Annotated in this window: 28 protein-coding genes; 10 read left to right on the top strand and 18 right to left on the bottom strand. The window is 51.1% G+C overall.

The window, feature by feature from the left end:
• The 6 genes from tdcE to EA14781_RS12735 form a co-directional block, all read left to right on the top strand.
• Nucleotides 1-2,039, top strand: a 2,039-nt coding sequence (gene tdcE, locus EA14781_RS12760) for a 2-ketobutyrate formate-lyase/pyruvate formate-lyase (RefSeq protein ID WP_042335741.1), incomplete at its 5' end; no start/stop codon positions are given.
• A gap of 13 nt (nt 2,040-2,052) precedes the next feature.
• On the top strand, nt 2,053-2,442 hold the full coding sequence (locus EA14781_RS12755) for an enamine/imine deaminase (protein WP_000719982.1): 390 nt from the start codon (nt 2,053-2,055) through the stop codon (nt 2,440-2,442).
• Nucleotides 2,443-2,513: 71 nt separating this feature from the next.
• Nucleotides 2,514-3,878, top strand: a complete 1,365-nt coding sequence (gene tdcG, locus EA14781_RS12750) for an L-serine ammonia-lyase (RefSeq protein ID WP_000622091.1) — start codon at nt 2,514-2,516, stop codon at nt 3,876-3,878.
• 276 nt (nt 3,879-4,154) lie between these two features.
• On the top strand, nt 4,155-5,486 hold the full coding sequence (locus EA14781_RS12745) for an SLC5/6 family protein (protein WP_000401600.1): 1,332 nt from the start codon (nt 4,155-4,157) through the stop codon (nt 5,484-5,486).
• Nucleotides 5,487-5,513: 27 nt separating this feature from the next.
• Nucleotides 5,514-6,824: a cysteine desulfidase gene (gene cyuA / locus EA14781_RS12740; RefSeq protein WP_000460491.1), complete on the top strand. Its 1,311-nt coding sequence runs from the start codon at nt 5,514-5,516 to the stop codon at nt 6,822-6,824.
• Between the two features lie 63 nt (nt 6,825-6,887).
• Nucleotides 6,888-7,235 carry a hypothetical protein gene (locus tag EA14781_RS12735; RefSeq protein ID WP_148934794.1) on the top strand — a complete coding sequence of 116 codons (348 nt, stop codon included), beginning with the start codon at nt 6,888-6,890 and terminating at the stop codon, nt 7,233-7,235.
• Nucleotides 7,236-7,274: 39 nt separating this feature from the next.
• On the opposite strand, the gene EA14781_RS12730 is transcribed toward EA14781_RS12735, so the two are convergent.
• The gene (locus EA14781_RS12730; RefSeq protein WP_072249936.1) at nt 7,275-7,439 is read right to left on the bottom strand and encodes a protein YhaL; all 165 of its coding nucleotides are present in this window, start codon (nt 7,437-7,439) and stop codon (nt 7,275-7,277) included.
• Between the two features lie 22 nt (nt 7,440-7,461).
• Nucleotides 7,462-8,163, bottom strand: coding sequence for a pirin family protein (locus EA14781_RS12725; protein ID WP_000633606.1), 702 nt, complete (start codon nt 8,161-8,163; stop codon nt 7,462-7,464).
• 104 nt (nt 8,164-8,267) lie between these two features.
• Between EA14781_RS12725 and yhaJ the strand changes: the two genes are divergently transcribed.
• On the top strand, nt 8,268-9,164 hold the full coding sequence (gene yhaJ, locus EA14781_RS12720) for a DNA-binding transcriptional regulator YhaJ (RefSeq protein WP_001041010.1): 897 nt from the start codon (nt 8,268-8,270) through the stop codon (nt 9,162-9,164).
• 200 nt (nt 9,165-9,364) lie between these two features.
• On the opposite strand, the gene EA14781_RS12715 is transcribed toward yhaJ, so the two are convergent.
• From EA14781_RS12715 to exuT, 12 genes are all read right to left on the bottom strand, one after another.
• Nucleotides 9,365-9,733, bottom strand: coding sequence for a DUF805 domain-containing protein (locus EA14781_RS12715; RefSeq protein ID WP_002461055.1), 369 nt, complete (start codon nt 9,731-9,733; stop codon nt 9,365-9,367).
• 293 nt (nt 9,734-10,026) lie between these two features.
• Nucleotides 10,027-11,013, bottom strand: a complete 987-nt coding sequence (yqjG, locus tag EA14781_RS12710) for a glutathionyl-hydroquinone reductase YqjG (RefSeq protein ID WP_000531175.1) — start codon at nt 11,011-11,013, stop codon at nt 10,027-10,029.
• A gap of 245 nt (nt 11,014-11,258) precedes the next feature.
• Nucleotides 11,259-11,651, bottom strand: a complete 393-nt coding sequence (locus tag EA14781_RS12705; RefSeq protein ID WP_024164704.1) for a DoxX family protein — start codon at nt 11,649-11,651, stop codon at nt 11,259-11,261.
• Between the two features lie 187 nt (nt 11,652-11,838).
• Complete coding sequence (locus EA14781_RS12700) at nt 11,839-12,138, bottom strand: YqjK-like family protein (RefSeq protein WP_000015591.1); 300 nt, start codon at nt 12,136-12,138, stop codon at nt 11,839-11,841.
• Nucleotides 12,128-12,532, bottom strand: coding sequence for a phage holin family protein (locus tag EA14781_RS12695; protein WP_000785726.1), 405 nt, complete (start codon nt 12,530-12,532; stop codon nt 12,128-12,130). The genes EA14781_RS12700 and EA14781_RS12695 overlap by 11 nt, the downstream gene beginning before the upstream one ends.
• Before the next feature lie 2 nt (nt 12,533-12,534).
• Nucleotides 12,535-12,840: an ElaB/YgaM/YqjD family protein gene (locus EA14781_RS12690; protein ID WP_000031411.1), complete on the bottom strand. Its 306-nt coding sequence runs from the start codon at nt 12,838-12,840 to the stop codon at nt 12,535-12,537.
• Nucleotides 12,841-12,877: 37 nt separating this feature from the next.
• On the bottom strand, nt 12,878-13,246 hold the full coding sequence (locus tag EA14781_RS12685; protein WP_000873707.1) for a DUF1090 domain-containing protein: 369 nt from the start codon (nt 13,244-13,246) through the stop codon (nt 12,878-12,880).
• A 146-nt stretch (nt 13,247-13,392) separates the two neighbouring features.
• Nucleotides 13,393-13,779 (bottom strand): EnvZ/OmpR regulon moderator MzrA, encoded by a 387-nt coding sequence (gene mzrA, locus EA14781_RS12680; RefSeq protein ID WP_000547976.1) that lies wholly within the window; start codon nt 13,777-13,779, stop codon nt 13,393-13,395.
• 3 nt (nt 13,780-13,782) lie between these two features.
• The gene (yqjA, locus tag EA14781_RS12675) at nt 13,783-14,445 is read right to left on the bottom strand and encodes a DedA family general envelope maintenance protein YqjA (RefSeq protein WP_000422135.1); all 663 of its coding nucleotides are present in this window, start codon (nt 14,443-14,445) and stop codon (nt 13,783-13,785) included.
• Between the two features lie 21 nt (nt 14,446-14,466).
• A complete protein-coding gene (locus tag EA14781_RS26165; protein WP_418921613.1) occupies nt 14,467-14,601 on the bottom strand; it encodes a hypothetical protein in 135 nt (44 codons plus the stop codon).
• Nucleotides 14,602-14,788: 187 nt separating this feature from the next.
• Nucleotides 14,789-15,565: a transcriptional regulator ExuR gene (gene exuR, locus EA14781_RS12670; protein ID WP_000406485.1), complete on the bottom strand. Its 777-nt coding sequence runs from the start codon at nt 15,563-15,565 to the stop codon at nt 14,789-14,791.
• 129 nt (nt 15,566-15,694) lie between these two features.
• Nucleotides 15,695-16,993 (bottom strand): hexuronate transporter ExuT, encoded by a 1,299-nt coding sequence (gene exuT, locus EA14781_RS12665; protein ID WP_002461065.1) that lies wholly within the window; start codon nt 16,991-16,993, stop codon nt 15,695-15,697.
• Nucleotides 16,994-17,475: 482 nt separating this feature from the next.
• On the opposite strand from exuT, the gene uxaC reads away from it, so the two are divergent.
• The 3 genes from uxaC (at nt 17,476) to EA14781_RS12650 (ending at nt 21,208) form a co-directional block, all read left to right on the top strand.
• Complete coding sequence (uxaC, locus tag EA14781_RS12660; RefSeq protein WP_000187456.1) at nt 17,476-18,888, top strand: glucuronate isomerase; 1,413 nt, start codon at nt 17,476-17,478, stop codon at nt 18,886-18,888.
• A gap of 14 nt (nt 18,889-18,902) precedes the next feature.
• Entirely contained in the window at nt 18,903-20,390 is a 1,488-nt protein-coding gene (gene uxaA, locus EA14781_RS12655; protein WP_001199394.1) for an altronate dehydratase, read from the top strand.
• Between the two features lie 266 nt (nt 20,391-20,656).
• The gene (locus EA14781_RS12650; protein ID WP_000128130.1) at nt 20,657-21,208 is read left to right on the top strand and encodes a YgjV family protein; all 552 of its coding nucleotides are present in this window, start codon (nt 20,657-20,659) and stop codon (nt 21,206-21,208) included.
• A 3-nt stretch (nt 21,209-21,211) separates the two neighbouring features.
• Here the strand turns inward: EA14781_RS12650 and sstT are convergent, their stop codons facing one another.
• From sstT to EA14781_RS12630, 4 genes are all read right to left on the bottom strand, one after another.
• A complete protein-coding gene (gene sstT, locus EA14781_RS12645; protein WP_000211672.1) occupies nt 21,212-22,456 on the bottom strand; it encodes a serine/threonine transporter SstT in 1,245 nt (414 codons plus the stop codon).
• A 438-nt stretch (nt 22,457-22,894) separates the two neighbouring features.
• Nucleotides 22,895-23,860 carry a TerC family membrane protein Alx gene (gene alx / locus EA14781_RS12640; RefSeq protein ID WP_001098821.1) on the bottom strand — a complete coding sequence of 322 codons (966 nt, stop codon included), beginning with the start codon at nt 23,858-23,860 and terminating at the stop codon, nt 22,895-22,897.
• A 459-nt stretch (nt 23,861-24,319) separates the two neighbouring features.
• The gene (locus EA14781_RS12635) at nt 24,320-25,306 is read right to left on the bottom strand and encodes a Gfo/Idh/MocA family protein (RefSeq protein ID WP_000617695.1); all 987 of its coding nucleotides are present in this window, start codon (nt 25,304-25,306) and stop codon (nt 24,320-24,322) included.
• A 78-nt stretch (nt 25,307-25,384) separates the two neighbouring features.
• Entirely contained in the window at nt 25,385-26,077 is a 693-nt protein-coding gene (locus tag EA14781_RS12630) for a SanA/YdcF family protein (protein WP_000942533.1), read from the bottom strand.
• Nucleotides 26,078-26,128 lie beyond the last annotated feature (51 nt).

The following is a 26,128-nucleotide window of genomic DNA, read 5'->3' as shown; positions in this document are numbered from 1 at the left end:
CACCCGCTCATGATGCGGGATATATTGACCAGCCGCTGGAAAAAATTGTTGGCCTGCAAACCGATGCGCCGCTGAAACGCGCGCTGCATCCGTTTGGTGGCATCAACATGATTAAAAGTTCATTCCATGCTTATGGCCGTGAAATGGACAGTGAGTTTGAATACCTGTTTACCGATTTGCGTAAGACCCATAATCAGGGCGTATTTGATGTTTACTCGCCAGATATGTTGCGCTGCCGTAAATCCGGCATACTGACCGGTCTGCCGGACGGTTATGGTCGTGGGCGTATTATTGGTGATTATCGCCGTGTGGCGCTGTATGGCATCCGTTATCTGGTCCGTGAACGCGAACTGCAATTTGCCGATCTCCAGTCTCGCCTGGAAAAAGGTCAGGATCTTGAAGCGACCATCCGTTTGCGTGAAGAACTGGCGGAGCACCGTCATGCGTTGTTGCAGATTCAGGAAATGGCGGCGAAATATGGCTTCGACATCTCCCGTCCGGCGCAGAATGCCCAGGAAGCGGTGCAGTGGCTCTATTTTGCTTACCTGGCGGCAGTGAAGTCGCAGAATGGTGGTGCGATGTCGCTGGGCCGTACTGCATCGTTCCTCGATATCTACATTGAGCGCGACTTTAAAGCCGGTGTACTCAATGAGCAACAGGCACAGGAACTGATCGACCACTTCATCATGAAGATTCGTATGGTGCGCTTCCTGCGTACGCCGGAATTTGATTCGTTGTTCTCCGGCGACCCCATCTGGGCAACGGAAGTGATCGGTGGAATGGGGCTGGATGGCCGTACGCTGGTGACCAAAAACTCCTTCCGCTATCTGCATACGCTACACACAATGGGGCCAGCGCCGGAACCGAACCTGACTATTCTGTGGTCGGAAGCGTTGCCGATTGCTTTCAAAAAATATGCCGCGCAAGTGTCTATCGTGACTTCCTCTTTGCAGTATGAAAACGATGATCTGATGCGTACTGACTTCAATAGCGACGATTACGCGATTGCCTGCTGCGTCAGCCCAATGGTGATTGGTAAGCAAATGCAGTTCTTTGGTGCACGCGCTAACCTGGCGAAAACGCTGCTGTATGCAATTAACGGCGGGGTGGACGAGAAGCTGAAGATTCAGGTTGGTCCGAAAACGGCCCCGCTGATGGACGATGTGCTGGACTACGACAAGGTGATGGATAGCCTCGACCACTTCATGGATTGGCTGGCTGTGCAGTATATCAGCGCGCTGAATATCATCCATTACATGCACGATAAGTACAGCTATGAAGCCTCGCTGATGGCGCTACACGATCGTGATGTCTATCGTACGATGGCATGTGGCATCGCTGGACTATCGGTGGCGACGGATTCCTTATCTGCTATCAAATATGCCCGTGTGAAACCGAACCGTGACGAAAACGGTCTGGCGGTGGACTTTGAAATTGACGGTGAATATCCGCAGTACGGCAACAACGACGAGCGTGTAGACAGTATTGCCTGCGATCTGGTTGAACGCTTTATGAAGAAAATTAAAGCTCTGCCAACTTATCGCAACGCTGTGCCAACTCAGTCGATTCTGACCATCACCTCTAACGTGGTGTACGGGCAGAAAACGGGTAACACGCCAGACGGGCGCCGTGCGGGTACGCCATTCGCGCCGGGCGCTAACCCGATGCACGGTCGTGACCGCAAAGGGGCTGTAGCTTCGCTGACTTCAGTGGCGAAACTGCCGTTTACCTATGCCAAAGATGGGATCTCGTACACCTTCTCCATCGTACCTGCGGCGCTGGGTAAAGAAGAGCCAGTACGCAAAACCAACCTTGTTGGCCTACTGGATGGTTATTTCCATCATGAAGCGGATGTCGAAGGCGGCCAACATCTCAACGTCAACGTTATGAATCGAGAAATGCTGCTCGATGCTATCGAACACCCGGAAAAATCCCCCAACCTGACAATCCGTGTCTCTGGTTACGCTGTGCGCTTTAACGCGCTGACCCGTGAACAGCAACAGGATGTGATTTCACGTACCTTTACCCAGGCGCTCTGACGCCGGAGGACATATGAAAAAGATTATCGAAACACAACGTGCGCCAGGCGCAATTGGCCCGTATGTACAGGGCATTGATTTAGGTAGCATGGTATTTACCTCCGGGCAAATCCCGGTTTGCCCGCAGACCGGAGCGATTCCGGCAGACGTTAAAGATCAGGCGCGTTTAAGCCTGGAGAACGTCAAAGAGATCGTGATTGCAGCGGGGTTGACCGTGGGCGATATCGTGAAGATGACGGTGTTCATTACCGATCTGAACGACTTTGCCACCATCAATGAAGTCTATAAGCAGTTCTTTGATGAGCATCTGGCAACTTACCCAACACGTAGCTGCGTGCAGGTCGCTCGTTTGCCAAAAGATGTGAAGCTGGAAATTGAAGCTATCGCGGTACGCAACGCATAAAGCCTCTTGAGCGGGGCGATCGCAAGGTTGCTCCGTTCCTCTTCACAGAATGGCAATCCGAGGGGGTGGGTATGATTAGTGCATTCGATATTTTCAAAATTGGTATTGGTCCCTCCAGTTCGCATACCGTGGGGCCAATGAATGCTGGAAAAAGTTTCATCGACCAACTGGTGAACAGTGGCTTGTTAACCATGACAAGCCACATTATGGTCGATCTTTACGGGTCGTTGTCACTGACGGGTAAAGGCCATGCCACGGATGTCGCCATCATCATGGGGCTGGCGGGAAACAGTCCACAGGATGTTGTTATTGATGAGATCCCTGCATTTATTGAACTCGTGACGTGCAGTAGTCGGCTCCCGGTGGCGGCAGGCGCCCATGTAGTTGATTTTCCGGTGGCAAAGAACATTATTTTTCATCCTGAAATGTTGCCGCGTCATGAGAACGGAATGCGTATTACTGCCTGGAATGGGCAGGAAGAGCTGTTAAGTAAAGTCTATTACTCTGTCGGCGGCGGTTTTATTGTTGAAGAAGAGCACTTTGGGCTGTCGCATGATGTCGAAACGTCCGTGCCTTATGATTTCCACTCAGCAGGCGAACTGCTGAAAATGTGTGATTACAACGGCCTGTCTATTTCTGGTCTGATGATGCAAAACGAGCTGGCGCTGCGCAGCAAGGCGGAGATTGATGCCGGTTTTTCCCGTATCTGGCAGGTAATGCACGATGGCATTGAACGCGGAATGAATACCGAAGGCGTACTGCCTGGCCCGCTCAATGTACCTCGCCGTGCTGTAGCGCTGCGCCGCTTGCTGGTTTCCAGCGACAATATTTCAAACGATCCGATGAACGTTATTGACTGGATCAATATGTATGCTCTGGCGGTCAGCGAAGAAAATGCCGCTGGCGGGCGCGTCGTGACAGCACCGACTAACGGCGCTTGCGGTATTATTCCGGCGGTGCTGGCCTATTACGATAAATTTCGTCGTCCGGTAAACGAGCGCTCAATTGCCCGCTATTTGCTAGCTGCGGGGGCTATTGGCGCGCTGTATAAAATGAACGCCTCCATCTCTGGCGCGGAAGTCGGCTGTCAGGGGGAAATTGGCGTGGCTTGCTCGATGGCGGCGGCAGGGTTAACCGAACTGCTGGGGGGTAGTCCGGCGCAGGTATGCAATGCGGCAGAAATCGCCATGGAGCATAACCTCGGGCTGACCTGCGATCCGGTTGCCGGGCAGGTGCAAATCCCATGTATTGAACGTAATGCCATCAATGCCGTGAAAGCGGTGAACGCTGCACGGATGGCGATGCGGCGTACTTCTGCTCCACGCGTTTCACTCGATAAAGTGATCGAGACCATGTATGAAACTGGCAAAGATATGAACGATAAATACCGCGAAACCTCACGTGGAGGACTGGCTATTAAAGTGGTCTGCGGCTGATATTACTGTTGGCTATCATCTCTGGGTGCACAAAATGTGCACCCTTTTTTATTGTGATCTGCCGCAAATAGAGAATAATTATTTCTATTAACTCAATTTAATAGAAAATTATTACCCACAATTGCTATTTAAAAGTCTTGATTGTGAAGATTTTCTCTGATCTCACGCGTATCATTTCTTTATTCTAATAACTCGCCTGCAAAACGTAGACCGCGTATCGCCTTGATGCGGCTCGGAAAAAAATAATAAGCCCTACAAAATATTGAGCGAGAAATTATGGAAATTGCATCGAATAAAGGCGTCATTGCAGACGCTTCGACCCCGGCGGGTCGTGCTGGAATGAGTGAGAGCGAGTGGCGAGAAGCGATCAAATTCGACAGTACTGACACCGGCTGGGTGATTATGAGTATCGGGATGGCGATTGGCGCGGGGATTGTTTTTCTCCCGGTGCAGGTCGGTTTGATGGGATTGTGGGTATTTTTGCTCTCATCGGTGATTGGTTACCCGGCAATGTATCTGTTTCAGCGGTTGTTTATTAATACGCTGGCAGAATCACCGGAGTGTAAAGATTACCCGAGCGTCATCAGCGGTTATTTAGGTAAAAACTGGGGCATCCTGTTAGGTGCGCTCTATTTCGTGATGTTGGTTATCTGGATGTTTGTTTATTCCACTGCCATCACCAACGATAGTGCTTCCTACCTGCATACCTTCGGCGTGACGGAAGGGTTGCTGTCAGACAGTCCCTTTTATGGTCTGGTACTGATTTGCATTCTGGTGGCGATCTCCTCACGCGGCGAGAAATTGTTATTCAAAATTTCGACCGGCATGGTGCTGACCAAGCTGCTGGTGGTCGCGGCGCTGGGCGTGTCGATGGTGGGAATGTGGCATCTGTATAACGTCGGTTCGCTACCGCCGCTGGGGCTGCTGGTGAAAAACGCCATTATTACGCTGCCGTTTACCCTGACGTCGATTCTGTTTATCCAGACGTTAAGCCCGATGGTGATCTCTTATCGCTCACGGGAAAAATCGATAGAAGTGGCGCGACACAAGGCGCTACGGGCGATGAATATTGCGTTCGGCATTCTGTTTGTCACCGTCTTTTTCTACGCAGTGTCGTTTACGCTGGCCATGGGGCATGACGAAGCGGTGAAAGCCTATGAACAGAATATTTCTGCGTTGGCGATTGCGGCTCAGTTTATTAGCGGTGACGGTGCTGCATGGGTAAAAGTGGTCAGCGTCATCCTCAATATTTTTGCCGTAATGACCGCGTTTTTTGGGGTTTATTTAGGCTTTCGCGAAGCGACGCAAGGGATCGTCATGAACATCCTGCGCCGCAAAATGCCCGCTGAGAAGATTAACGAAAATCTCGTCCAGCGCGGCATCATGGTTTTCGCCATTTTGCTGGCCTGGAGCGCCATCGTACTGAACGCACCGGTGCTGAGTTTCACCTCTATCTGTAGCCCGATTTTCGGCATGGTAGGTTGCCTGATTCCGGCGTGGCTGGTTTACAAAGTACCGGCATTGCACAAATACAAAGGCATGTCTCTGTACCTGATTATCGTCACTGGTTTGTTGCTTTGTGTTTCTCCGTTCTTGGCATTTTCTTGATTTACCTGAAATTTTAAGGTTTTTATTATGTTTGATTCGACTTTAAATCCGTTATGGCAGCGTTACATCCTCGCCGTTCAGGAGGAAGTAAAACCGGCGCTGGGATGTACTGAACCGATTTCACTGGCGCTGGCGGCGGCGGTTGCTGCGGCAGAACTGGACGGTCCGGTTGAACGTGTAGAAGCCTGGGTTTCACCAAATCTGATGAAAAACGGTCTGGGCGTCACCGTTCCCGGTACAGGAATGGTGGGGCTGCCGATTGCGGCGGCGCTGGGAGCGTTAGGTGGAAATGCCAACGCCGGACTGGAAGTGCTGAAAGGCGCAACAGAGCAGGCAATTGCCGATGCCAAAGCATTGCTGGCGGCGGGTAAAGTCGCGGTTAAAATCCAGGAACCTTGTGATGAAATCCTCTTCTCTCGTGCCAAAGTCTGGAGTGGCGAGAAGTGGGCGTGTGTCACCATCGTCGGCGGACATACCAACATTGTGCATATTGAGACGCACAATGGCGTGGTGTTTACCCAACAGGCATGTGTGACAGAGGGGGAGCAAGAGTCGCCGCTGGCGGTGTTGTCTAAAACGACGCTGGCAGAGATCCTGAAGTTCGTTAATGAAGTGCCGTTCGAAGCGATTCGCTTCATTCTCGATTCTGCAAAGTTAAATGGCGCGCTATCGCAGGAAGGCTTGAGCGGTAACTGGGGCTTGCATATTGGTGCGACGCTGGAAAGACAGTGTGCACGTGGTTTACTGGCGAAAGATCTCTCCTCGGCGATTGTGATTCGTACCAGCGCGGCTTCCGATGCGCGTATGGGGGGCGCAACGCTTCCGGCAATGAGCAACTCTGGTTCCGGTAATCAGGGGATCACCGCGACGCTGCCAGTGGTGGTGGTCGCGGAACACTTTGGCGCGGATGATGAGCGACTGGCGCGTGCGTTGATGCTCTCGCATTTAAGCGCGATTTATATTCATAACCAGTTGCCGCGATTGTCTGCATTGTGTGCCGCGACCACGGCCGCAATGGGCGCCGCTGCCGGGATGGCATGGCTGGTGGACGGGCGTTATGAAACTATCGCAATGGCGATCAGCAGTATGATCGGCGATGTCAGCGGTATGATTTGTGATGGTGCGTCGAACAGTTGTGCGATGAAGGTGTCGACCAGCGCGTCGGCGGCGTGGAAAGCGGTGTTAATGGCGCTGGATGATACCGCCGTGACCGGCAACGAAGGGATTGTGGCGCATGATGTTGAGCAGTCGATTGCCAACTTGTGTGCGCTGGCAAGTCATTCGATGCAGCAAACGGATCGGCAGATTATCGAGATTATGGCGAGCAAGGCCCGGTAAGCGCCTGGTGTTGGTTGACCTGATGCCGGATGCGGTGCTGGCGCATCTTATCCGGCCTGCGGGTTGCGCAATTTGTTGATGCTGTTGGGTTTTGTACCTGATGGCGGATGCGATGCTGGCGCATCTTATCCGGCCTGCGGATTGTGCAATTTGTTGATGTTGTTGGGTTTCGTACCTGATGCCGGATGCGGTGCTGGCGCATCTTATCCGGCCTACGGGTTGCGCAATTTGTTGATGCTGTTGGGTTTTGTACCTGATGCCGGATGCGATGCTGGCGCATCTTATCCGGCCTACGGGTTGCGCAATTTGTTGATGTTGTTGGGTTTCGTACCTGATGCCGGATGCGATGCTGGCACATCTTATCCGGCCTACGGGTTGCGCAATTTGTTGATGTTGTTGTTGATTTTGTAGGCCGGATAAGGCGTTTACGCCGCATCCGGCAATCTGTCTTTACGCGGCTGCTTCATCCTCGGCTAACCGCGTTTCGGCGTCGGCAACTATCGCTTCCAGCTCGCTTAACATCTCTTCATAACCAAAATTTTTGGTGGTGCGGGCGGTTTCTTTCACCGCAACGGCCTTCACTGGTTGACGCGTTTTCGCCGATTTTTTACTCATCATCATCTCCCTGTAAAAATAACTAGACAGGCAAATCTATCAGTAAAGCGCGCAGTGGGGAATCGGCAACCAGCGTAATGTTAGCCTCGTCACGAATAAACGCACCATCGCCGCAGGTCAATGATGCTCTCTCTTCATGATGCGTAATTGCATGAAATTGACCGTGAATCGATTGCAAATAAGCGCGCGGCCCGTGCAACTGGACATTCGCACTTTCTCCTTTGTCGAGCACAATATGATGTAGCCACACCTGCTGGCGCAGTTTCAGGCTACCCTTCGCGTCATCTGGCGAGGCGATTAACTGTTGCTTATCCATGGTCAGCGTCAGTTTCTGGCGAGGAGGATTCTCACGTTGTGGGCACGCATCCAGCCAAAGCTGCATCCGCGTTAACGGTTTGTCTTTGCTGATGTTATGTTCGCTGTAACTCACGCCCGGCTGGGTAGAAAGCAATAACGCTTCGCCGGCGCAGGCCTGAATGTGGTTGCCTTCGCTATCCCGGTACTCAGCTTCTCCATCCAGAATTACATTCAGGATGTCGACTTTGGGATAGGTACGTGGCTGGAAGGCGGCGCCTGGTGCCAGCACTTCCTGGTTAAGTACGCGCAAGGACGCATAACCTAACAATTTCGGGTCGAAGTAGTGTCCAAAGGAGAAAGTATACCGGGCCTGCAACCATCTGTAGTCTGCTTGTCCACACTGCCTGGCAGTTCGGGTAGTAATCATAATTCTTGACCTCTCTTTACTTCCTTTTATGGTAAGGGGCTGGACGCTACATTGTTAGCCAGATATTCTGCCTGGTATGTTCAAATTTCCTGAATGAGAACGAAATGGCTAAAGAAAGGGCGTTAACGCTGGAAGCACTGCGGGTTATGGATGCGATTGATCGTCGTGGCAGTTTTGCGGCGGCGGCGGATGAGCTGGGACGCGTACCTTCCGCACTCAGCTACACCATGCAAAAACTGGAGGAAGAGCTGGACGTGGTGCTGTTTGACCGCTCGGGCCATCGCACCAAATTCACCAATGTTGGTCGTATGCTGCTGGAGCGGGGACGCGTTCTGCTGGAAGCCGCAGATAAGCTGACCACCGATGCCGAAGCTCTCGCGCGCGGTTGGGAAACACATCTCACTATTGTGACCGAAGCGCTGGTGCCGACGCCTGCTTTTTTCCCGTTAATCGACAAACTGGCGGCAAAAGCCAATACCCAACTGGCAATCATCACTGAGGTGCTGGCGGGAGCGTGGGAGCGGCTGGAGCAGGGGCGTGCGGATATTGTTATCGCGCCGGATATGCATTTTCGTTCCTCGTCGGAGATCAACTCGCGCAAACTTTATACCTTAATGAACGTCTACGTTGCCGCGCCGGATCACCCGATCCATCAGGAGCCAGAGCCGCTTTCGGAAGTGACGCGGGTGAAATATCGTGGTATTGCGGTGGCGGATACCGCCCGTGAGCGTCCGGTATTGACTGTGCAGTTGCTGGACAAACAGCCGCGTTTAACGGTGAGCACTATTGAAGATAAACGTCAGGCATTATTGGCGGGGCTTGGCGTCGCGACGATGCCGTATCCGATGGTCGAAAAAGATATTGCTGAAGGGCGGTTACGCGTAGTCAGCCCGGAATCAACCAGTGAGATAGACATTATTATGGCCTGGCGTCGCGACAGTATGGGGGAAGCAAAATCCTGGTGCTTACGGGAAATTCCCAAACTTTTTAGTGGAAAATAAATGATTAAGCACCTTGTAAAAAGAGCTTCTGACAAACGCAAAACGGCCTGATGCACTACGCTTATCAGGCCTACTCGGTTACTGCAATATATTGAATTTAGACGATTTTGTAGGCTGGATAAGGCGTTTACGCCGCATCCGGCGTAAACAAAGCGCACTTTGTCAACAAGCTGAATCACCTTGTAAAAGGTGCTTCAGCTTTATTCCTGTTCCAGTTTCGGGTCCGGTCCAAATCGGTTGTCACCTGACGTACCCGCCTGACAGTTAAAGATGATAATGATTAGCCAGCCGATAAACGGGATTAAATACAGCAGCACCCACCATGCCGAACGGTCGGTATCGTGCAGGCGACGGAACTGAACCGCCCACCACGGTAAGAACACCAGAATACCGTAAATAGTGGTCAGGATGCCTTCGCCACCGGCGCGCTGCCAGCCTAACATTTTGTCCAGCAGCCCCAGCACGAACGTAAAGATGATATTGACCAGAATAAACATCCAGTACTCTTTGCGTCGCGCACGCCCCCGGAAACCGACATAATTTTTTAGTACTTTCAGATACCAGTCCATTTTTGCCTCAATTTTGCTCAATCATTTGTTTTTAAAGCAGCAAATTAAGAATAGACATGAATGAAACGGCAGTAAATATTAACCCAATGAATTAATTAGGTGCTGTGAAGGTGCGTTGAGACTGATAACAAGCGCAAAATTGCCAGATGCGCTACGCTTATCTGGCCTACGCGATCTTTGCAATATATTGAATGTACAGTATTTTGTAGATTGTATAAGGCGTTCATACTGCATCCGACAGGAATAAGACGTACTCAGCCAACAATATAAGGCACCGCGAAGGGTGCCTGTGGTTAACCGAAGCGAACGTCTCGCCCGTGTGGTTCATCGAGATCCTGCCACGGGCCAATCGAAATAATTCCCGTCGGGTTAATGGTTTTGTGGCTGCGGAAGTAGTGATGACGAATGTGATCAAAATTGACGGTTTCGGCAATCCCCGGTATCTGATAGATATCGCGCAGGAAGCCGTACAGGTTCAGGTAATCGCTGATGCGGTGCTTATCACACTTAAAGTGGGTGACATACACCGGATCAAAACGGACCAGCGTAGTCCACAGGCGAATATCGGCCTCGGTTAACTGGTTGCCTGTCAGGTAACGATGCTGACCTAAAATCTGTTCCAGTCGCGCCAGCGATTCAAACACTTTCACCACCGCTTCGTCGTAGGCTTCCTGGCTGGTGGCAAAACCGGCTTTATACACGCCATTATTTACGTTGTCGTAAATCCAGCCGTTAAGTTCGTCAATTTTCGTTTGCAGCGCAGGGGGATAATAATCTCCGGCTTTTGCGCCCAGCGCATCAAACGCAGTATTGAACATGCGGATGATTTCCGCTGATTCGTTGTTGACAATGGTGTGATTCTTTTTGTCCCACAGCACGGGGACAGTGACCCGACCGCTATAGTGCGGATCGGCATGGAGATAAAGCTGATACAGAAATTCGTGTTGATAGAGTGTATCGCCGGTTGCGCCCGGGAAACTGTCATCAAAGGTCCAGCCGTTTTCCAGCATTAGCGGATTCACCACGGAAACAGAAATGAAGGGTTCCAGACCTTTGAGTTTACGCATGATCAGCGTGCGGTGCGCCCACGGGCAGGCGAGTGAAACATAGAGATGGTAACGATCTTTCTCGGCAGCGAAACCACCTTTGCCAGTCGGGCCCGGCGCGCCATCGGCAGTAAGCCAGTTACGAAATGCGGAAGCTGAACGTTGAAATTTACCGCCGGTGGATTTGGTGTCGTACCAGGTGTCATGCCAGACGCCGTCAATCAGTTGACCCATTTTTCTCTCCTCCAATAGCAAAAACGAGGAGCTTTCTCCTCGTTTCAGATTGCTGGCAAAGTGCACATTTTTGATTGTCGGATGCGATGCTGACGCATCTTATCCGACCGACAAAAAAATACAGATACAGTCAGTCGTGCTCAAAATGTAGGCCCGATAAGCTTGCGCATCGGGCTATTCCACGTTTGCCATCAGTCAAACGAGGAGCTTCCCCCTCGTTTTTTATCGTTAAGTATAGCTTGTGCTTACCACTTTTTATTCAGCAAACGGTCGATGCTGTATGCGCCCGGACCGCTGATTGCCAGCAACAAAAATCCGCCGGCGATAGTCAGGTTTTTCATAAACATCAGTGAGTTGACGCCTTCAGCAAAGTTGCTGTGGAACAAAAACGCGGTCAACAGTGTAAAGCCTGCGGTAAACAGCGCAGTGGTGCGTGTCAGGAAACCAAACAGAATTGCCAGACCGCCGCCGAACTCAAGCAGGATCACCAGCGGCAGCATAAAGCCTGGTACGCCCATCGCTTCCATATATTGTTGAGTACCTGCGTAACCGGTGATTTTGCCCCAGCCTGCGGTAATGAACAGAATCGGCATTAAAATGCGTGCTACCAGTACACCAATATCTTCTAATTTTTTCATCTTACTCTCCACTGCACCTGTTCAGGCTGCTGATTGTTTTTTTGTGCAAAGGCGCGGTGTTAGCGTCATTGCTGTCGATGGAGAGAATCATAAACGGGGTGAATGATGATTGTTAGCAAGGAAAACTGTCAGATTTTTTCAAAAAATTTGAGAGATAAGGCCGGAATAGCTCCGGCCAGAGAAGGGGTTAACCGCGAAGTTGTTGCTGATTAATCGTATTTTTAACCAGACGCCAGGCACTCCATACACCAAAACCACGTCTGGCCCAGCGGACCAGCATATTCGGATGGCGAATCGTCCAGATAGCCATCACGCTGCTACCGACCAATGCCCAGGAGCGCAGATTCAACAGCATATTCCAGCGACGATCATAAGCGCCTGTTGCCTCCAGCCAGTCACGACGGCTGGCTGAAAGGTTCAGCCGTTGCTGTTGGATCTGACTGAGCAGTTGCGCTTTACGGCGTTCACGCTCGACTTTACCGCTCATGGGAACTCTCCTCGAGCAGCTGTCGATCGTTTGCCAGTTCACGGCGCGTATGGCGCAGTAAAGTGGATTTCCGCGATTTGCGTAATGTCCAGATGCCGCCAATCAACGCCAGAAGGAACAACACCACGGTGGTGGCAATCATCGCATTCAAACGATATTGCGGATCAACCGCCCAGATAATCAGCACCATCAGGCTCATAAGACCAAAAGCAGCGAAAAGCATCGTCAGGCCGAGCATCAGTAATAGCTGAAAGATATTGGCTTTTTCTTCTTCCAGCTCCACCACTGCCAGCCGTAGACGGGTCTCCACCATTTCGACCATGATGGTGACAATTCGCTGTCCGATGCCCAGAACGCTTTTTCCGGGCCCTTGTGCGTGATGAGTGTCCGCCATAATTAACGACGTGACAGCAGTACGCCCAGCACTACGCCGATGGCAGCGCCGATACCGACGCCCGTCCACGGATTTTCACGCACATATTCATCGGCACGCGCCGCCGCTTCACGGGTCTGTCTGGCAATGGCGTCGCCAGTTTCGCTCAGACGATAACGGCTCTGTTTAAGCGCCTGTTCAGCTTTGCTACGAATCTTACTCAACTCTTCTTTTGACTTCTCGCCTGAGGCGCTTAGCACCTCTTCCAGCGTATCGGACAGGGATTTCAGCTCAGCACGCAGATGTTCCGTAGTGTGTTCTTTCGACATAGTTTTCTCCAGGTGAGTAAGTAGTCACTGTTTTAGGTTAGTAGTCGCGCGCTTCCAGCTGTTTCAGCTCTTCCTGCGCTTCCGCCAGTTTCCTTTCTCGTTTAGCTATCTTATCGGCATCGCCTTTTTGTTTTGCCTGGGCTAAATCATGCTTACGTTCCGCCACCTTATCTTTCTGCTTTGCGATTCTCTTTTGATGATCGGCACGCAACTGGCTATCCGAACAATTCTCCCGAACTTCGCTAAGAGCTTTGTTCAGACCGTCGATACGATTCTGATTGTGATGTTTTTCGGCATAGTTGATTTCCTTGAGGATATTTTGCTCCTTTTCCTGACAAAGGGTAGTGGCATAACTACTGGTGCTGAGAGCAAAAAGAGAAACAGCAAAAGCGATGTGGTATTTCATTCTTGAACCTTCCATTGTGACTTGGCCCCATTACAGAGGGGCGATTGTCCAGATAACAAAGCGGTAGTATTACTTACCGCCTCATTAATCATAGCCAGTAACGACGAAACCACCAGAGGGAGTGATATAATTCGGATTACTGGAAGTTATCCGAAGCGATGGGAGTTGTCCCGCAGCCGGGTCAGCCATTGCATGGCCTGATTATTATCGTCCTGCTGCGCAATGATATAGCCATGAGGTAATGTTCTGTCGAGAACGACTTTTGCGGCGGCACTTTGGTCGCTGGAGTCAAATGTGATGAGCAGAGTGTCGTTTTTGGGGGTGATGCTTTTGAAAGGAATGCCGTGGGCGTCAAGATGATGCCAGATCGAAAAGCCATCTGGCATTGTTGTGCCTTGGTGAACGGCGCGGATCGCCAGTGTAGACTCCTGCTGGCGAACCGCTGACCATGCCAGCATCATCGTGCCGACCAGTAATAAAAGAGCTGCGCCTGACCAGGTTAGCTGACGAAGCGACATGCGAGGTATATGCATCCCTTACCCCCGATTTCCATATTTCTTTTTCCATAACACAACCAGAGAACCCGCCAGGCCAAACACCAGCAGAACCACCGGGAGCAGCATCAGGCATGACATCAGCTGATCCTCATACTTCAGGAATACCGGCGTCTTGCCGATCATGTAACCTAAGGTTGTCAGTATTAACACCCACAGAAGGCCGCTCATCCAGTTGAAGAACTGAAAACGTGCGTTATTAAGCCCTGACAGCCCGGCGATTGTAGGCAGCAATGTTCTGACAAATGCGATAAAGCGACCTATCAGCAGCGCCGATAAACCGTGTTTATGAAAAAGATGGTGTGCACGTTGGTGATAGTGCGCAGGCAAGTGAGAAAGCCAGTTTTGTACCGTTCGGGTATTACCCAGCCATCGCCCCTGTATGTAGCTGACCCAGCAGCCGAGGCTGGCGGCAACGGTAAGCAGCATAATTGTTTGCGGGTAGCCCATTGCACCTTTAGCAATCAATACGCCAACCAACACCAGTAAGCTGTCGCCCGGTAAAAAGGCTGCCGGAAGCAAGCCGTTTTCGAGGAACAAAATTACAAACAAGACAAAATACAACATGCCAATCATCGACGGATTGGCCAGTGTTTCAAAATCCTGCGCCCATAAGGCATGCAGTAATTGGGTCAAAAGTTCCATTCATTATTCCTGGTGTATCGGTTAACGCCACGCCGGTTTCAAATGATGCACTCCCGCCAGGTTATTGCTGTTTTTGTGTGAATTGCGGGTCGAGACACCAACACGGCCTGAACCATTCCCTGTTAAAACGTGAGATAAGAAAACATTCAATAGCATAAATTCAAATTGAATCTAATTGTAACAAAGGTCAACGTTGTTCGTTATCAAAATTACATGTCCGGGGAGTCTGATTTTGCGGGTTGAGGGCGAGGGAGGCGAGAGGATTTACACAGGCTGACACTTTATACTTTTCGCTTACCGACAAAGCGAACAGGCGCCTTGTAGCGCCTGTCAGATGGGGATTTTATTTGCTGTTGCTGGTGACCGTGTCGAGATGTACAACCGGGTTTTCCGCGAACAAATAGCGGTCGGCATTGAACTCGAAATCATCACTGGTTTCATTAAATAACATAATCTTCGTATTTTCGAGATGCTGCCACATAGCCAGCTTGGCGGCATGAGGATCTTTGCGAATCAACGCCTTGAGGATTTGATCGTGGTCATCACACCAGTTGTCGACGGTGCGGGAATCAATATGCTCGTGCAGTTTTTTCCAGTACGGGTTATGGCTACGCTGAGTCCACATCTTCTCAACGATAGCCGCCAGAGCAGAGTTCTGCGTCGCCAGGGCCACTTGAATATGGAACTGTAAATCCCACTCGGAGTCACGAAAGCATTGTTCGCCGCGTGCCTGCTCCTGGATCGCCATCAGTTTCATAATGTCCTGTTTGGTCACCTGGGTGGCGGCAAACTCAGCAATATTGCTTTCGATAAGCTGGCGCGCTTGCAGCAACTCAAATGGGCCGTAATTGGCGAATTCCATATTATCGTCAGCGGCCTGATGATGACGAGGCTGATTGGAAACCACATGAATGCCGGAGCCTTTACGGACTTCAACATAGCCTTCGACTTCCAGCATAATGATGGCTTCACGAACCACGGTACGGCTGACGTTTTTCTCATCGGCAATAAAGCGTTCAGCGGGAAGTTTATCACCCACCAGATAGACGCCCTGTTCGATGCGCTCTTTCAGGTCAGCGGCAAGTTGTTGATACAAACGGCGTGGTTCGGTGATTTCCATATGCGCTCCAGGCATGATACGGCAGACTATATTTGTTATACCACTTTTGCGAGATTAGCTCCACTCGCAGTGATTAAAAAGCCGCTTGGAGAAGGCGGCTTTGAAGGAAGATAAAACAGAGACTAAGCGTTAATGTTGAGGGGCGGGATCGTTATGTGCTTCCTGCGCCACCTCAATCGCCGGTTTGTTCTGCAATACAGTCCAGATAACCAGCGCACCCAGCAGGTCGAATACTGCCAGTACCGCGAACAGCGGGCTGAAGCCGATGGTATCAGCCAGCGCACCTACAACCAGTGCAAACAGCGTACTTGCCAGCCATGCGGACATCCCGGTCAGACCGTTTGCCGTTGCCACTTCGTTACGACCGAATACGTCAGAAGAGAGCGTAATCAGCGCGCCAGACAGTGCCTGGTGAGCAAAACCACCGATACACAGCAGCATAATCGCCACATACGGGTTGGTGAACAGACCGATCATACCCGGGCCAATCATCAACACTGCGCCCAGCGTTACGACCATTTTACGGGAGACAATCAGGTTCACGCCAAACCAACGCTGGAACAGCGGCGGCAGGTAACCACCGAGGATACAACCGAGGTCAGCAAACAGCATCGGCATCCAGGCGAACATCGCGATCTCTTTCAGGTTAAAGCCGTAAACTTTAAACATGAACAGTGGGATCCATGCGTTGAAAGTACCCCAGGCCGGTTCAGCCAGGAAGCGCGGCAGCGCGATACCCCAGAATTGACGGTTACGCAGGATCTGACCAACGGACATTTTCTTCGCCGTGCCAACCTGGTGCTGGGCTTCCTGACCATTAATAATGTAGTCACGTTCTTCATCGGTCAGATGTTTCTGGTCGCGCGGATGTTTGTAGAAAATCAGCCATGCCATCGCCCAGATGAAGCTCAGTGCACCAGAGATGATAAATGCCATCTGCCAGCTATGCATCACAATGGCCCACACCACCAGCGGTGGTGCAATCATCGCACCAATCGAAGAACCAACGTTAAAATAACCTACTGCAATGGAACGCTCTTTTGCCGGGAACCATTCGGAACTGGCTTTCAGACCCGCCGGGATCATCGCCGCTTCCGCTGCACCTACTGCACCACGGGCAACGGCCAGGCCACCCCAGCTACCTGCCAGCGCGGTGGCGCCACAGAATACTGCCCACAGCACAGCAAACATTGCGTAACCGATTTTCGTACCCAGAATATCCAGGACATAGCCCGCTACCGGTTGCATGACCGTATAAGCAGCAGAATAGGCTGCGATGATATAGGAATACTGTTGGGTGGAGATGTTTAACTCTTCCATCAGAGTCGGCGCAGCTGCCGCCACAGTGTTACGCGTAAGATAACCAAGCACGGTGCCGAGCGTCACCAGTGCGATCATATACCAACGTAACCCTTTAATTTTACGCATGTAAAACCTCATCGTTTTGTTATATCCGCAGGAAGCGCGGCGATCATCCCGCCAGAGGCTGAAGATGTTAGTTACGACCGGGTAACCGAAAAAAAACCGGCACGCCCCGAACGTTGCCATGAAAGTTTCGTGCTAATTCGGCTTCCGTACCGGTTAACCCGATTCATCTAATAAATGAATGAATCGGCAATTTGCATTCCGTCGACTTATGATTTGCGACGGCAGAAAGATAACTTGTCATACAACTTTAAAAGGTGAGAGCCATCACAAATGTGCGAATATTTGTGTGGGCATTATCTGAGGGCGGCGAGGCCAGTACTGACGCGGCTTGCAGCGCGATTTACCACTTTGAGAGTAAATTTTTTAACTTCATTTATTGATCTAACTCACGAAAATATCTTCAGGCTCTGGAAATTGGTGTGATAACTTTGTCAGCATCGCACCATAAGCAAGCTAGCTCACTCGTTGAGAGGAAGACGATAATGACTCCGTTTATGACTGAAGATTTCCTGTTAGATACTGAATTTGCCCGCCGTCTGTATCACGACTACGCAAAAGACCAGCCGATTTTCGATTACCACTGCCATTTGCCGCCACAGCAGATCGCGGAAGACTATCGCTTTAAAAACTTGTATGACATCTGGCTAAAAGGCGATCACTATAAATGGCGTGCTATGCGTACCAACGGTGTGGCTGAGCGTCTGTGTACCGGTGATGCGACTGACCGTGAAAAATTTGACGCCTGGGCAGCAACCGTTCCACACACTATCGGTAACCCGTTATACCACTGGACGCACCTTGAACTGCGCCGTCCGTTCGGTATCACCGGAAAACTGCTGTCTCCGTCTACTGCGGATGAAATCTGGAACGAATGTAATGAACTGCTGGCGCAGGATAATTTCTCCGCGCGCGGCATCATGAAGCAAATGAATGTGAAAATGGTCGGCACCACCGACGATCCGATCGATTCTCTGGAGCATCATGCAGAGATCGCTAAAGACGGTTCTTTCACCATTAAAGTGCTGCCGAGCTGGCGCCCGGATAAAGCGTTCAATATCGAACAGGCGACCTTCAACGACTACATGGCGAAGTTGGGCGAAGTTTCTGATACCGATATTCGCCGCTTTGCGGATCTGCAAACTGCCCTGACCAAACGTCTGGATCACTTCGCTGCTCACGGCTGTAAAGTGTCTGACCACGCACTGGATGTGGTGATGTTTGCCGAAGCGAGCGAAGCGGAACTGGATAGCATCCTGGCACGTCGTCTGGCGGGCGAAACCCTGAACGAGCACGAAGTGGCACAGTTCAAAACTGCGGTACTGGTGTTCCTTGGCGCAGAATATGCTCGTCGTGGCTGGGTACAGCAGTACCACATCGGCGCACTGCGTAATAACAACCTGCGTCAGTTCAAACTGCTGGGACCGGATGTCGGCTTCGATTCTATTAATGACCGTCCGATGGCAGAAGAACTGTCTAAACTCCTGAGCAAACAGAACGAAGAAAACTTGCTGCCGAAAACCATTCTCTACTGCCTGAACCCGCGCGATAACGAAGTGCTGGGGACTATGATCGGTAACTTCCAGGGCGAAGGTATGCCGGGCAAAATGCAGTTCGGTTCCGGCTGGTGGTTTAACGACCAGAAAGACGGTATGGAACGTCAGATGACCCAACTGGCGCAGCTCGGTCTGCTGAGCCGCTTTGTCGGTATGCTGACTGACAGCCGTAGCTTCCTGTCATACACCCGTCACGAATACTTCCGCCGCATTCTGTGCCAGATGATCGGTCGCTGGGTGGAAGCGGGCGAAGCACCGGCGGACATCAACCTGCTGGGCGAGATGGTGAAAAATATTTGCTTTAACAATGCGCGTGACTACTTCGCCATTGAACTGAACTAAGGTCTGGGGTTGATATGCAATACATCAAGATCCATGCGCTGGATAACGTCGCGGTCGCTTTAGCAGATTTGGCTGAAGGCACAGAAGTCAGTGTTGATAACCAGACTGTTACGCTGCGCCAGGATGTTGCTCGTGGACATAAATTTGCGTTAACGGATATCGCAAAAGGGGCCAACGTCATTAAATATGGCCTGCCGATTGGTTATGCATTGGCGAATATTGCTGCGGGAGAACACGTTCACGCCCACAATACGCGCACGAATCTGAGCGATCTGGATCAGTATCGCTATCAACCTGATTTTCAGGAACTGCCTGCGCAAGCGGCAGATCGTGAAGTACAGATCTACCGTCGCGCTAACGGCGATGTCGGTGTGCGTAACGAATTATGGATCCTGCCAACCGTGGGCTGTGTCAACGGTATTGCACGGCAGATCCAGAACCGTTTTCTGAAAGAGACGAATAACGCCGAAGGCACTGACGGCGTATTCCTCTTCAGCCACACTTACGGCTGTTCTCAATTGGGCGACGATCACATCAATACCCGCACCATGCTGCAAAACATGGTGCGTCATCCGAACGCGGGCGCCGTGCTGGTAATCGGTCTGGGTTGTGAAAACAACCAGGTTGCCGCGTTCCGTGAAACGCTGGGTGATATCGATCCTGAACGTGTTCATTTCATGATCTGCCAACAGCAGGATGATGAAATTGAAGCCGGGGTCGAGCATTTGCATCAGTTGTATAACGTGATGCGCCACGACAAGCGCGAGCCGGGCAAGCTTAGCGAACTGAAGTTTGGTCTGGAGTGCGGCGGTTCTGACGGCCTTTCCGGTATTACGGCGAACCCGATGCTCGGTCGTTTCTCTGACTACGTGATTGCTAACGGCGGCACCACCGTGCTGACCGAAGTACCTGAGATGTTCGGCGCGGAACAGCTTCTGATGAGCCATTGCCGTGACGAAGCGACGTTTGAAAAATTTGTGACGATGGTCAATGACTTCAAGCAGTACTTTATTGCCCATGACCAGCCTATCTACGAAAACCCATCGCCGGGGAACAAAGCAGGCGGTATCACTACGCTGGAAGATAAATCTCTCGGTTGTACCCAGAAAGCAGGTTCCAGCGAAGTCGTTGATGTACTGCGTTATGGCGAGCGTCTGAAAACGCCGGGGCTGAACCTGTTAAGCGCGCCGGGTAACGATGCCGTAGCGACCAGCGCACTGGCGGGAGCGGGCTGTCATATGGTGCTGTTCAGTACCGGTCGCGGCACACCTTATGGTGGCTTTGTGCCAACGGTGAAAATCGCCACTAACAGCGAACTGGCGGCGAAGAAAAAACACTGGATCGATTTTGATGCCGGCCAGTTGATCCACGGTAAAGCGATGCCGCAGTTGCTGGACGAATTTATCGATACCATCGTTGAGTTTGCCAACGGTAAGCAAACTTGCAACGAGCGTAATGACTTCCGTGAGCTGGCGATCTTTAAAAGCGGCGTAACGTTGTAAAATCGAAATAAGTTGTTAATAAAAGGCGGCGTTTCATAATGTGAATCGCCGTTTAAGACTGTTGATAAACGCATAGTTGCCTGATGCACTTCGCTTATCAGGCCTACGTCGAGATTTGCAATATAGTAAAATTGCACGATCTTGTAGGCTGGATAAGGCGTTTACACCGCATCCGGCAAAAAATGAGACGCACTTTGTCAGCAATCTGAAGTGGCGTTTCTCTCTCGAAGCACCGTTGTTTTGTCCAGACCTGCTAAGGATTTATCATGACCGCGTATTGGCTGGCCCAGGGCGTGGGTGTCATCGCTTTTCTGATTGGTATCACGACATTTTTCAATCGCGATGAACGTCGCTTCAAAATACAGCTCTCTGTTTATAGCGCCATTATTGGCGTGCATTTTTTCCTGATGGGAACGTATCCCGCAGGCGCCAGCGCCATTCTTAATGCCATTCGAACATTAATTACTTTACGCACACGCAGCCTGTGGATTATGGCGATCTTCATCGTGCTGACAGGAGGAGTTGGTCTGGCGAAGTTCCATCATCCCATGGAGCTGCTGCCGGTTATTGGCACGATTGTCAGTACCTGGGCGCTATTTCGCTTTAAAGGACTGACCATGCGCTGCGTGATGTGGTTTTCTACTTGTTGCTGGTTAACTCACAACATTTGGGCCGGGTCGATTGGCGGCACGATGATTGAGGGTAGTTTTCTGCTAATGAATGGCCTGAACATCATTCGTTTCTGGCGTATGCAGAGAAGGGGAATTGATCCGTTTAAAGTGGAGAAAACCCCTTCCGCCGTAGACGAAAGGGGCTAAACATTAGTTCCGCAGGGCGCTATTCGCCAGGCGAGCATCTTCAGCCTGGCACGCTGCTGCGGTGAATAACACGTCAGTTGAAGAGTTCAGCGCGGTTTCGCAGGAATCTTGCAATACACCAATAATAAAGCCGACAGCAACCACCTGCATGGCGATATCGTTCGGAATGCCGAACATATTACAGGCCAGTGGGATCAGCAGCAGAGAACCCCCCGCCACTCCCGATGCGCCGCAGGCACACAGGGAGGCGACAACGCTCAACAGCAGCGCCGTTGGCAGATCCACCGGAATACCCAGCGTATTAACTGCTGCCAGCGTTAACACGGTAATGGTGATAGCCGCGCCTGCCATATTGATGGTGGCCCCCAGCGGAATAGAAACGGAATAGGTATCACGATCCAGATTCAGCTTTTCGCACAGCGCCATATTTACCGGAATATTCGCCGCCGAACTACGGGTGAAGAAGGCATACACGCCACTTTCGCGCAGGCAGAGCAGAACTAACGGGAACGGATTGCGACGAATTTTCCACCACACCAGCAGCGGGTTAACGACCAGCGCTACCAGCAGCATACAGCCAACCAGAACGACCAGTAGCTGAGCATAGCCCCACAGCGTGTCAAACCCGGTGGTGGCCAGAGTGGAAGACACTAGGCCAAAAATACCGATCGGCGCGAAGCGAATCACCAGTTTCACCATAAAGGTGACGGCATTCGACATATCGTTGATCAGGTTTTTGGTTGTCTCGTTGCCATGACGCAGCGCGAAACCAAGACCAATCGCCCACACCAGAATCCCGATGTAGTTGCCTTTCAGCAACGCGTCGATGGGGTTAGAAACCATGCTCATTAGCAATCCGCGCATCACTTCCACAATATCTGATGGCGGGGAAATATCGCCTGCGCTGGTGGACAAATGCAACGTGGAAGGGAACGCGAAGCTGAAGACAACCGCAGTAAGGGCGGCAGAGAAGGTACCTAATAAATAGAGAAACAGAATAGGGCGAATACTGGTTTTTTGCCCGTGTTGGTGATTAGCGATGGAAGCCATAACCAGCATCAGTACCAGAACTGGCGCTACGGCTTTCAGGGCACCGACGAACAAAGTGCCTAACAGGCCAACAGCCTCAGCGGCCGGTTTTGAGATCCATGCCAGAAGAATCCCCAGTATGAGACCGACCAGAATTTGCTTTACCAGGCTGCCATGAGCGAAACGCTGGAATAGCCCAGACGAACGTTGCGTAGTCATTTTTCGATCCTTTCATTGTGTTGTTGCACATTCCTGGTGCGTTCTGTCGACGCATCTTTCAGGATGTAACAAAGTGTTTGCAAGGTCGAGTATAAGGAAAGTTACAGCTTCGGGAAGCGAAAAATACTGGATTTTAAAGAGAGGTCATATTTTGCAACTTAATGGTTACATTTATTTGACATAAACAGAGGGAAGGACTGACTACTAAGGCTGATTAGATAACATATGGGCAAAACTATTTGGAATATGAGAACGGTTGCGCTCCTTTAATGTGCAATGCCATATCAAGTCGCTGGTGCAGGGAGCGCGCAGGGGGCGGCCAATCGCCGCCAACACCCATGCGCTCTTTTTGTAAAGAGCTATAAGCCGATTACATAATTAATGGCTCATCTTTGTCTGGAATGAGTTATCTCCAGTAATGGCTTAATATGCAGCGAATCATTCTCCCCGCTGCTTATCATGCCGATAATTCACCCACGCGTTGATAATAAACGTTATCACCAGAATGCCAAACACCACGCCCAGTGAGACGGCGATCGGAATATGGTAGAAATCGACAATCAGCATCTTGATACCGATAAACACCAGAATCACCGCCAGACCATATTTGAGCATCGAGAAACGCTCTGCCACGCCCGCCAGCAGGAAATACATCGCACGCAGGCCGAGGATCGCAAACAGGTTTGAGGTCAGCACGATGAACGGGTCAGTGGTCACGGCGAAGATAGCCGGAATGCTATCCACGGCGAAAATCACGTCGCTCAACTCCACCAGAATCAACACCAGCATCAGCGGCGTGGCATACAACAGGCCATTCTTGCGCACAAAGAAATGCTCGTTGTCGATGGTGTCGGTCATGCGCAAATGACCGCGCAGCCAGCGCACCAGCGGCTTATCGCCGATTCCTGATTCATCTTCATGAGCCAGCGCCATCTTCACGCCGGTAAACAGCAGGAATGCGCCGAAGATATACAGGATCCAGTCGAACTGTGAAATCAGCCAGCTACCGGTGAAGATCATAACGGTACGCAGAACAATCGCCCCGAGTACGCCATATACCAGCACGCGCCGTTGTAGCGCCGCCGGAACAGAGAAATAGCTGAACAACATCAGCCAGACAAAGACGTTATCGACCGCCAGCGATTTTTCAATCAGATAACCCGTGAGGAAAGCCAGTGCCTGCGGGTCGGCAACTTCGCGTCCCTGGGTTTGCACCAGATACCACCAGAAAGCGGCGTTAAACAGTAATGACAGCGTCACCCAGACCAGCGACCAGGCCGCAGCCTGTTTCATGGTCATGGCATGTGCGCCACGACGCCCCTGCAACAACAGGTCGATAGCCAGCATAATGGCGACAACGACAGCGAATCCGCCCCATAACAACGGCGTGCCGACAGTATTCATAGAAGTTCCTTACACATAAAAAAACGGCCAACGTCGGAAGACGTCAGCCGCTGCTTTTTATGCATAGACCTCGCCTTCCGGCAAGGTCTCACTTACAACAAAAAAGGAATACGTCTGCGTATTCCTTTCAGATTGGTGACAAAGTGTCTTTGTTAATGCCGGATGCGGCGTGAACGCCTTATCCAGCCTACAAAACCATGCAAATTCAATAGATTGCCGGAACAATGTAGGCCTGATAAGCGAAGCGCATCAGGCAACTTTACGTTTGCCATCAGTCTGAAAGGAACACATCTGCGTATTCCTTTCGGGTTGCCCGGTGACCGGATGTGGTTTTGCACACATCGTAATGACGATCGACCGACAATGAAGTTACTCCCCTTTGCAGGTAACAAAGTATGACAGACCATTCATCCAGTCAATGGTCTGTTACATACCTTTTACACTGCTTTACGGTAACCATTATTGCTTTACGCTATCTGCCGGAAAAACTACCCCGGTCTGGCGGCGGATCTCGGTCAGCAGTTTGGCAGTGATGCGACTGACTGCCAGCCCCGGATGATTAACCAGATGCTCATCCACCAGTTCAGCAAACAACTCTGCTTCGTAGAGCATGGTATTAATATGCTGTGGCTGAGTGAGATCCTGCATCTGGCTGCCGCGCGGCACAAAGCAGACTTTCTGACATTCAGACAGTTTTTCAATCACCAGCGATCCCGCTTCGCCCTGAATCTCGCTCGCCAGTACAGAATCGCTGACTTTTGAGTGCTGCAAGGTGACGCTGAAATCACCGTAATCCATCACCACTACGCCGTGAGCATCCACACCGCTATCCAGCAAACTGGCGGTCGCCTGCACGTTTTTCGGTTCGCCAAATAACGCCACCGCTGCTGCCAGACAGTAAAAACCGATATCCATAATCGAACCGTTAGAGAACACTGGGTTAAAGGTGTTGGGATTCTCGCCGTTCAGATAACGTTGATAACGCGAGGAATACTGGCAATAGTTGAAAAAAACTTTACGCAGTTTGCCGACTTTCGGCAGCATCTGGCGTAACAAATGAAAATTAGGCAGGTAGGCTGTTTTAAACGCTTCAAACAGCACCACCTGGTTTTCCCGCGCGCAAGCAATGGCGGCGTCCACTTCCGCCAGGTTCGACGCCAGCGGCTTCTCGCAAATCACGTGAATTTTGTGGCTAAGGAAAAGTTGCGTCTGGGGAAAATGCAGGGCGTTTGGACTGGCAATATACACCGCGTCAATAGCATCGCTTTCTGCCATCGCTTCCAGCGACGTAAACAGATGTTCGACAGAAAAATCATTAGCGAAGTGCTGGGCCTGTTCAAGGCTGCGGGAATAGACGGCGGTTAACTTATATTTGCCGCTCTCATGGGCGGCCTCGACGAACTGGCGGGTGATCCAGTTGGTACCAATCACGGCGAAACGTATCATAACGCGGGGTTACTCCATAAAGGGATTCTGTCGTCAATGTAGCACGCCTTTTTCATCTTCGACGTGCGCAGATACGCATTATTCTTTCGCCGGACAGCCATGCTCACTAAACGGGCCAATCATGACCGATGGCCCCAGATATTTCGGCTGACGATGGAGGATTTTCGCGTCAATCACCGCGCTGACTCTGGCGAGTTTCTCTCGCAGGCGAACCAACTTTCCGCGTCCTTTCTCCAGGTCTGGAGCGTTAAACCCGATGGCGTCTATGTTGTATTGTTTTGCCAGCCAGATAGCGCGTTGGTTATGAAATTCCTGCGAAATAATGGTGATATGGTTTTCACCAAAAACCTTATTGGCGCGAACCACAGAATCGAGAGTTGAGAAACCTGCGTAATCACAGAAAATCGCTTTGGCCGGGACGCCTTTAGCGATTAATGCCTGTTGCATTCCAGAAGCTTCATCGTAATTTTTACTTCCGTTATCGCCGCTGACGAGTAGCCACTTTACTTTTCCTGCGTGGTACAACGCTGCTGCGCTATTCACTCGCCGGGTAAAATAATTATTACCGGGTTTAGCCCCCAGTAGCAGCCCAACGTTACGTGCCGGAACAGCATCAACATCGCTCCAGGTCAGTTGTTGACTAGCTTTGACCATCGTCCGATCGGCGATAAAAATCATCGCTCCCGCTGCGAGCAACAGAAAACAGGCAATCTTGAGAGCCCGGCGAGAAAAACAAACGCGGCGGAGAAAGCAGGCAAATGCGCGCAACATGGTCGTTATCCTTAACGAAAGAGGAGAGGCCGATTGTAGGCGTTAACGGTG

The organism is Escherichia albertii NBRC 107761 = DSM 17582, assembly GCF_000759775.1.
In the GTDB taxonomy this organism is placed as follows: domain Bacteria; phylum Pseudomonadota; class Gammaproteobacteria; order Enterobacterales; family Enterobacteriaceae; genus Escherichia; species Escherichia albertii.
Note: the sequence above shows the minus strand (reverse complement) of the source record. Positions and strands in the feature narration are given on the sequence as shown.

Coding starts and splice junctions, on each gene's coding strand:
- EA14781_RS12755 (WP_000719982.1), top strand. CDS start 2,053: ATGAAAAAGATTATCGAAACACAACGTGCGCCAGGCGCAATTGGCCCG.
- tdcG (WP_000622091.1), top strand. CDS start 2,514: ATGATTAGTGCATTCGATATTTTCAAAATTGGTATTGGTCCCTCCAGT.
- EA14781_RS12745 (WP_000401600.1), top strand. CDS start 4,155: ATGGAAATTGCATCGAATAAAGGCGTCATTGCAGACGCTTCGACCCCG.
- cyuA (WP_000460491.1), top strand. CDS start 5,514: ATGTTTGATTCGACTTTAAATCCGTTATGGCAGCGTTACATCCTCGCC.
- EA14781_RS12730 (WP_072249936.1), bottom strand. CDS start 7,439: ATGAGTAAAAAATCGGCGAAAACGCGTCAACCAGTGAAGGCCGTTGCG.
- EA14781_RS12725 (WP_000633606.1), bottom strand. CDS start 8,163: ATGATTACTACCCGAACTGCCAGGCAGTGTGGACAAGCAGACTACAGA.
- yhaJ (WP_001041010.1), top strand. CDS start 8,268: ATGGCTAAAGAAAGGGCGTTAACGCTGGAAGCACTGCGGGTTATGGAT.
- EA14781_RS12715 (WP_002461055.1), bottom strand. CDS start 9,733: ATGGACTGGTATCTGAAAGTACTAAAAAATTATGTCGGTTTCCGGGGG.
- yqjG (WP_000531175.1), bottom strand. CDS start 11,013: ATGGGTCAACTGATTGACGGCGTCTGGCATGACACCTGGTACGACACC.
- EA14781_RS12705 (WP_024164704.1), bottom strand. CDS start 11,651: ATGAAAAAATTAGAAGATATTGGTGTACTGGTAGCACGCATTTTAATG.
- EA14781_RS12700 (WP_000015591.1), bottom strand. CDS start 12,138: ATGAGCGGTAAAGTCGAGCGTGAACGCCGTAAAGCGCAACTGCTCAGT.
- EA14781_RS12695 (WP_000785726.1), bottom strand. CDS start 12,532: ATGGCGGACACTCATCACGCACAAGGGCCCGGAAAAAGCGTTCTGGGC.
- EA14781_RS12690 (WP_000031411.1), bottom strand. CDS start 12,840: ATGTCGAAAGAACACACTACGGAACATCTGCGTGCTGAGCTGAAATCC.
- EA14781_RS12685 (WP_000873707.1), bottom strand. CDS start 13,246: ATGAAATACCACATCGCTTTTGCTGTTTCTCTTTTTGCTCTCAGCACC.
- mzrA (WP_000547976.1), bottom strand. CDS start 13,779: ATGCATATACCTCGCATGTCGCTTCGTCAGCTAACCTGGTCAGGCGCA.
- yqjA (WP_000422135.1), bottom strand. CDS start 14,445: ATGGAACTTTTGACCCAATTACTGCATGCCTTATGGGCGCAGGATTTT.
- EA14781_RS26165 (WP_418921613.1), bottom strand. CDS start 14,601: ATGCTATTGAATGTTTTCTTATCTCACGTTTTAACAGGGAATGGTTCA.
- exuR (WP_000406485.1), bottom strand. CDS start 15,565: ATGGAAATCACCGAACCACGCCGTTTGTATCAACAACTTGCCGCTGAC.
- exuT (WP_002461065.1), bottom strand. CDS start 16,993: ATGCGTAAAATTAAAGGGTTACGTTGGTATATGATCGCACTGGTGACG.
- uxaC (WP_000187456.1), top strand. CDS start 17,476: ATGACTCCGTTTATGACTGAAGATTTCCTGTTAGATACTGAATTTGCC.
- uxaA (WP_001199394.1), top strand. CDS start 18,903: ATGCAATACATCAAGATCCATGCGCTGGATAACGTCGCGGTCGCTTTA.
- EA14781_RS12650 (WP_000128130.1), top strand. CDS start 20,657: ATGACCGCGTATTGGCTGGCCCAGGGCGTGGGTGTCATCGCTTTTCTG.
- sstT (WP_000211672.1), bottom strand. CDS start 22,456: ATGACTACGCAACGTTCGTCTGGGCTATTCCAGCGTTTCGCTCATGGC.
- alx (WP_001098821.1), bottom strand. CDS start 23,860: ATGAATACTGTCGGCACGCCGTTGTTATGGGGCGGATTCGCTGTCGTT.
- EA14781_RS12635 (WP_000617695.1), bottom strand. CDS start 25,306: ATGATACGTTTCGCCGTGATTGGTACCAACTGGATCACCCGCCAGTTC.
- EA14781_RS12630 (WP_000942533.1), bottom strand. CDS start 26,077: ATGTTGCGCGCATTTGCCTGCTTTCTCCGCCGCGTTTGTTTTTCTCGC.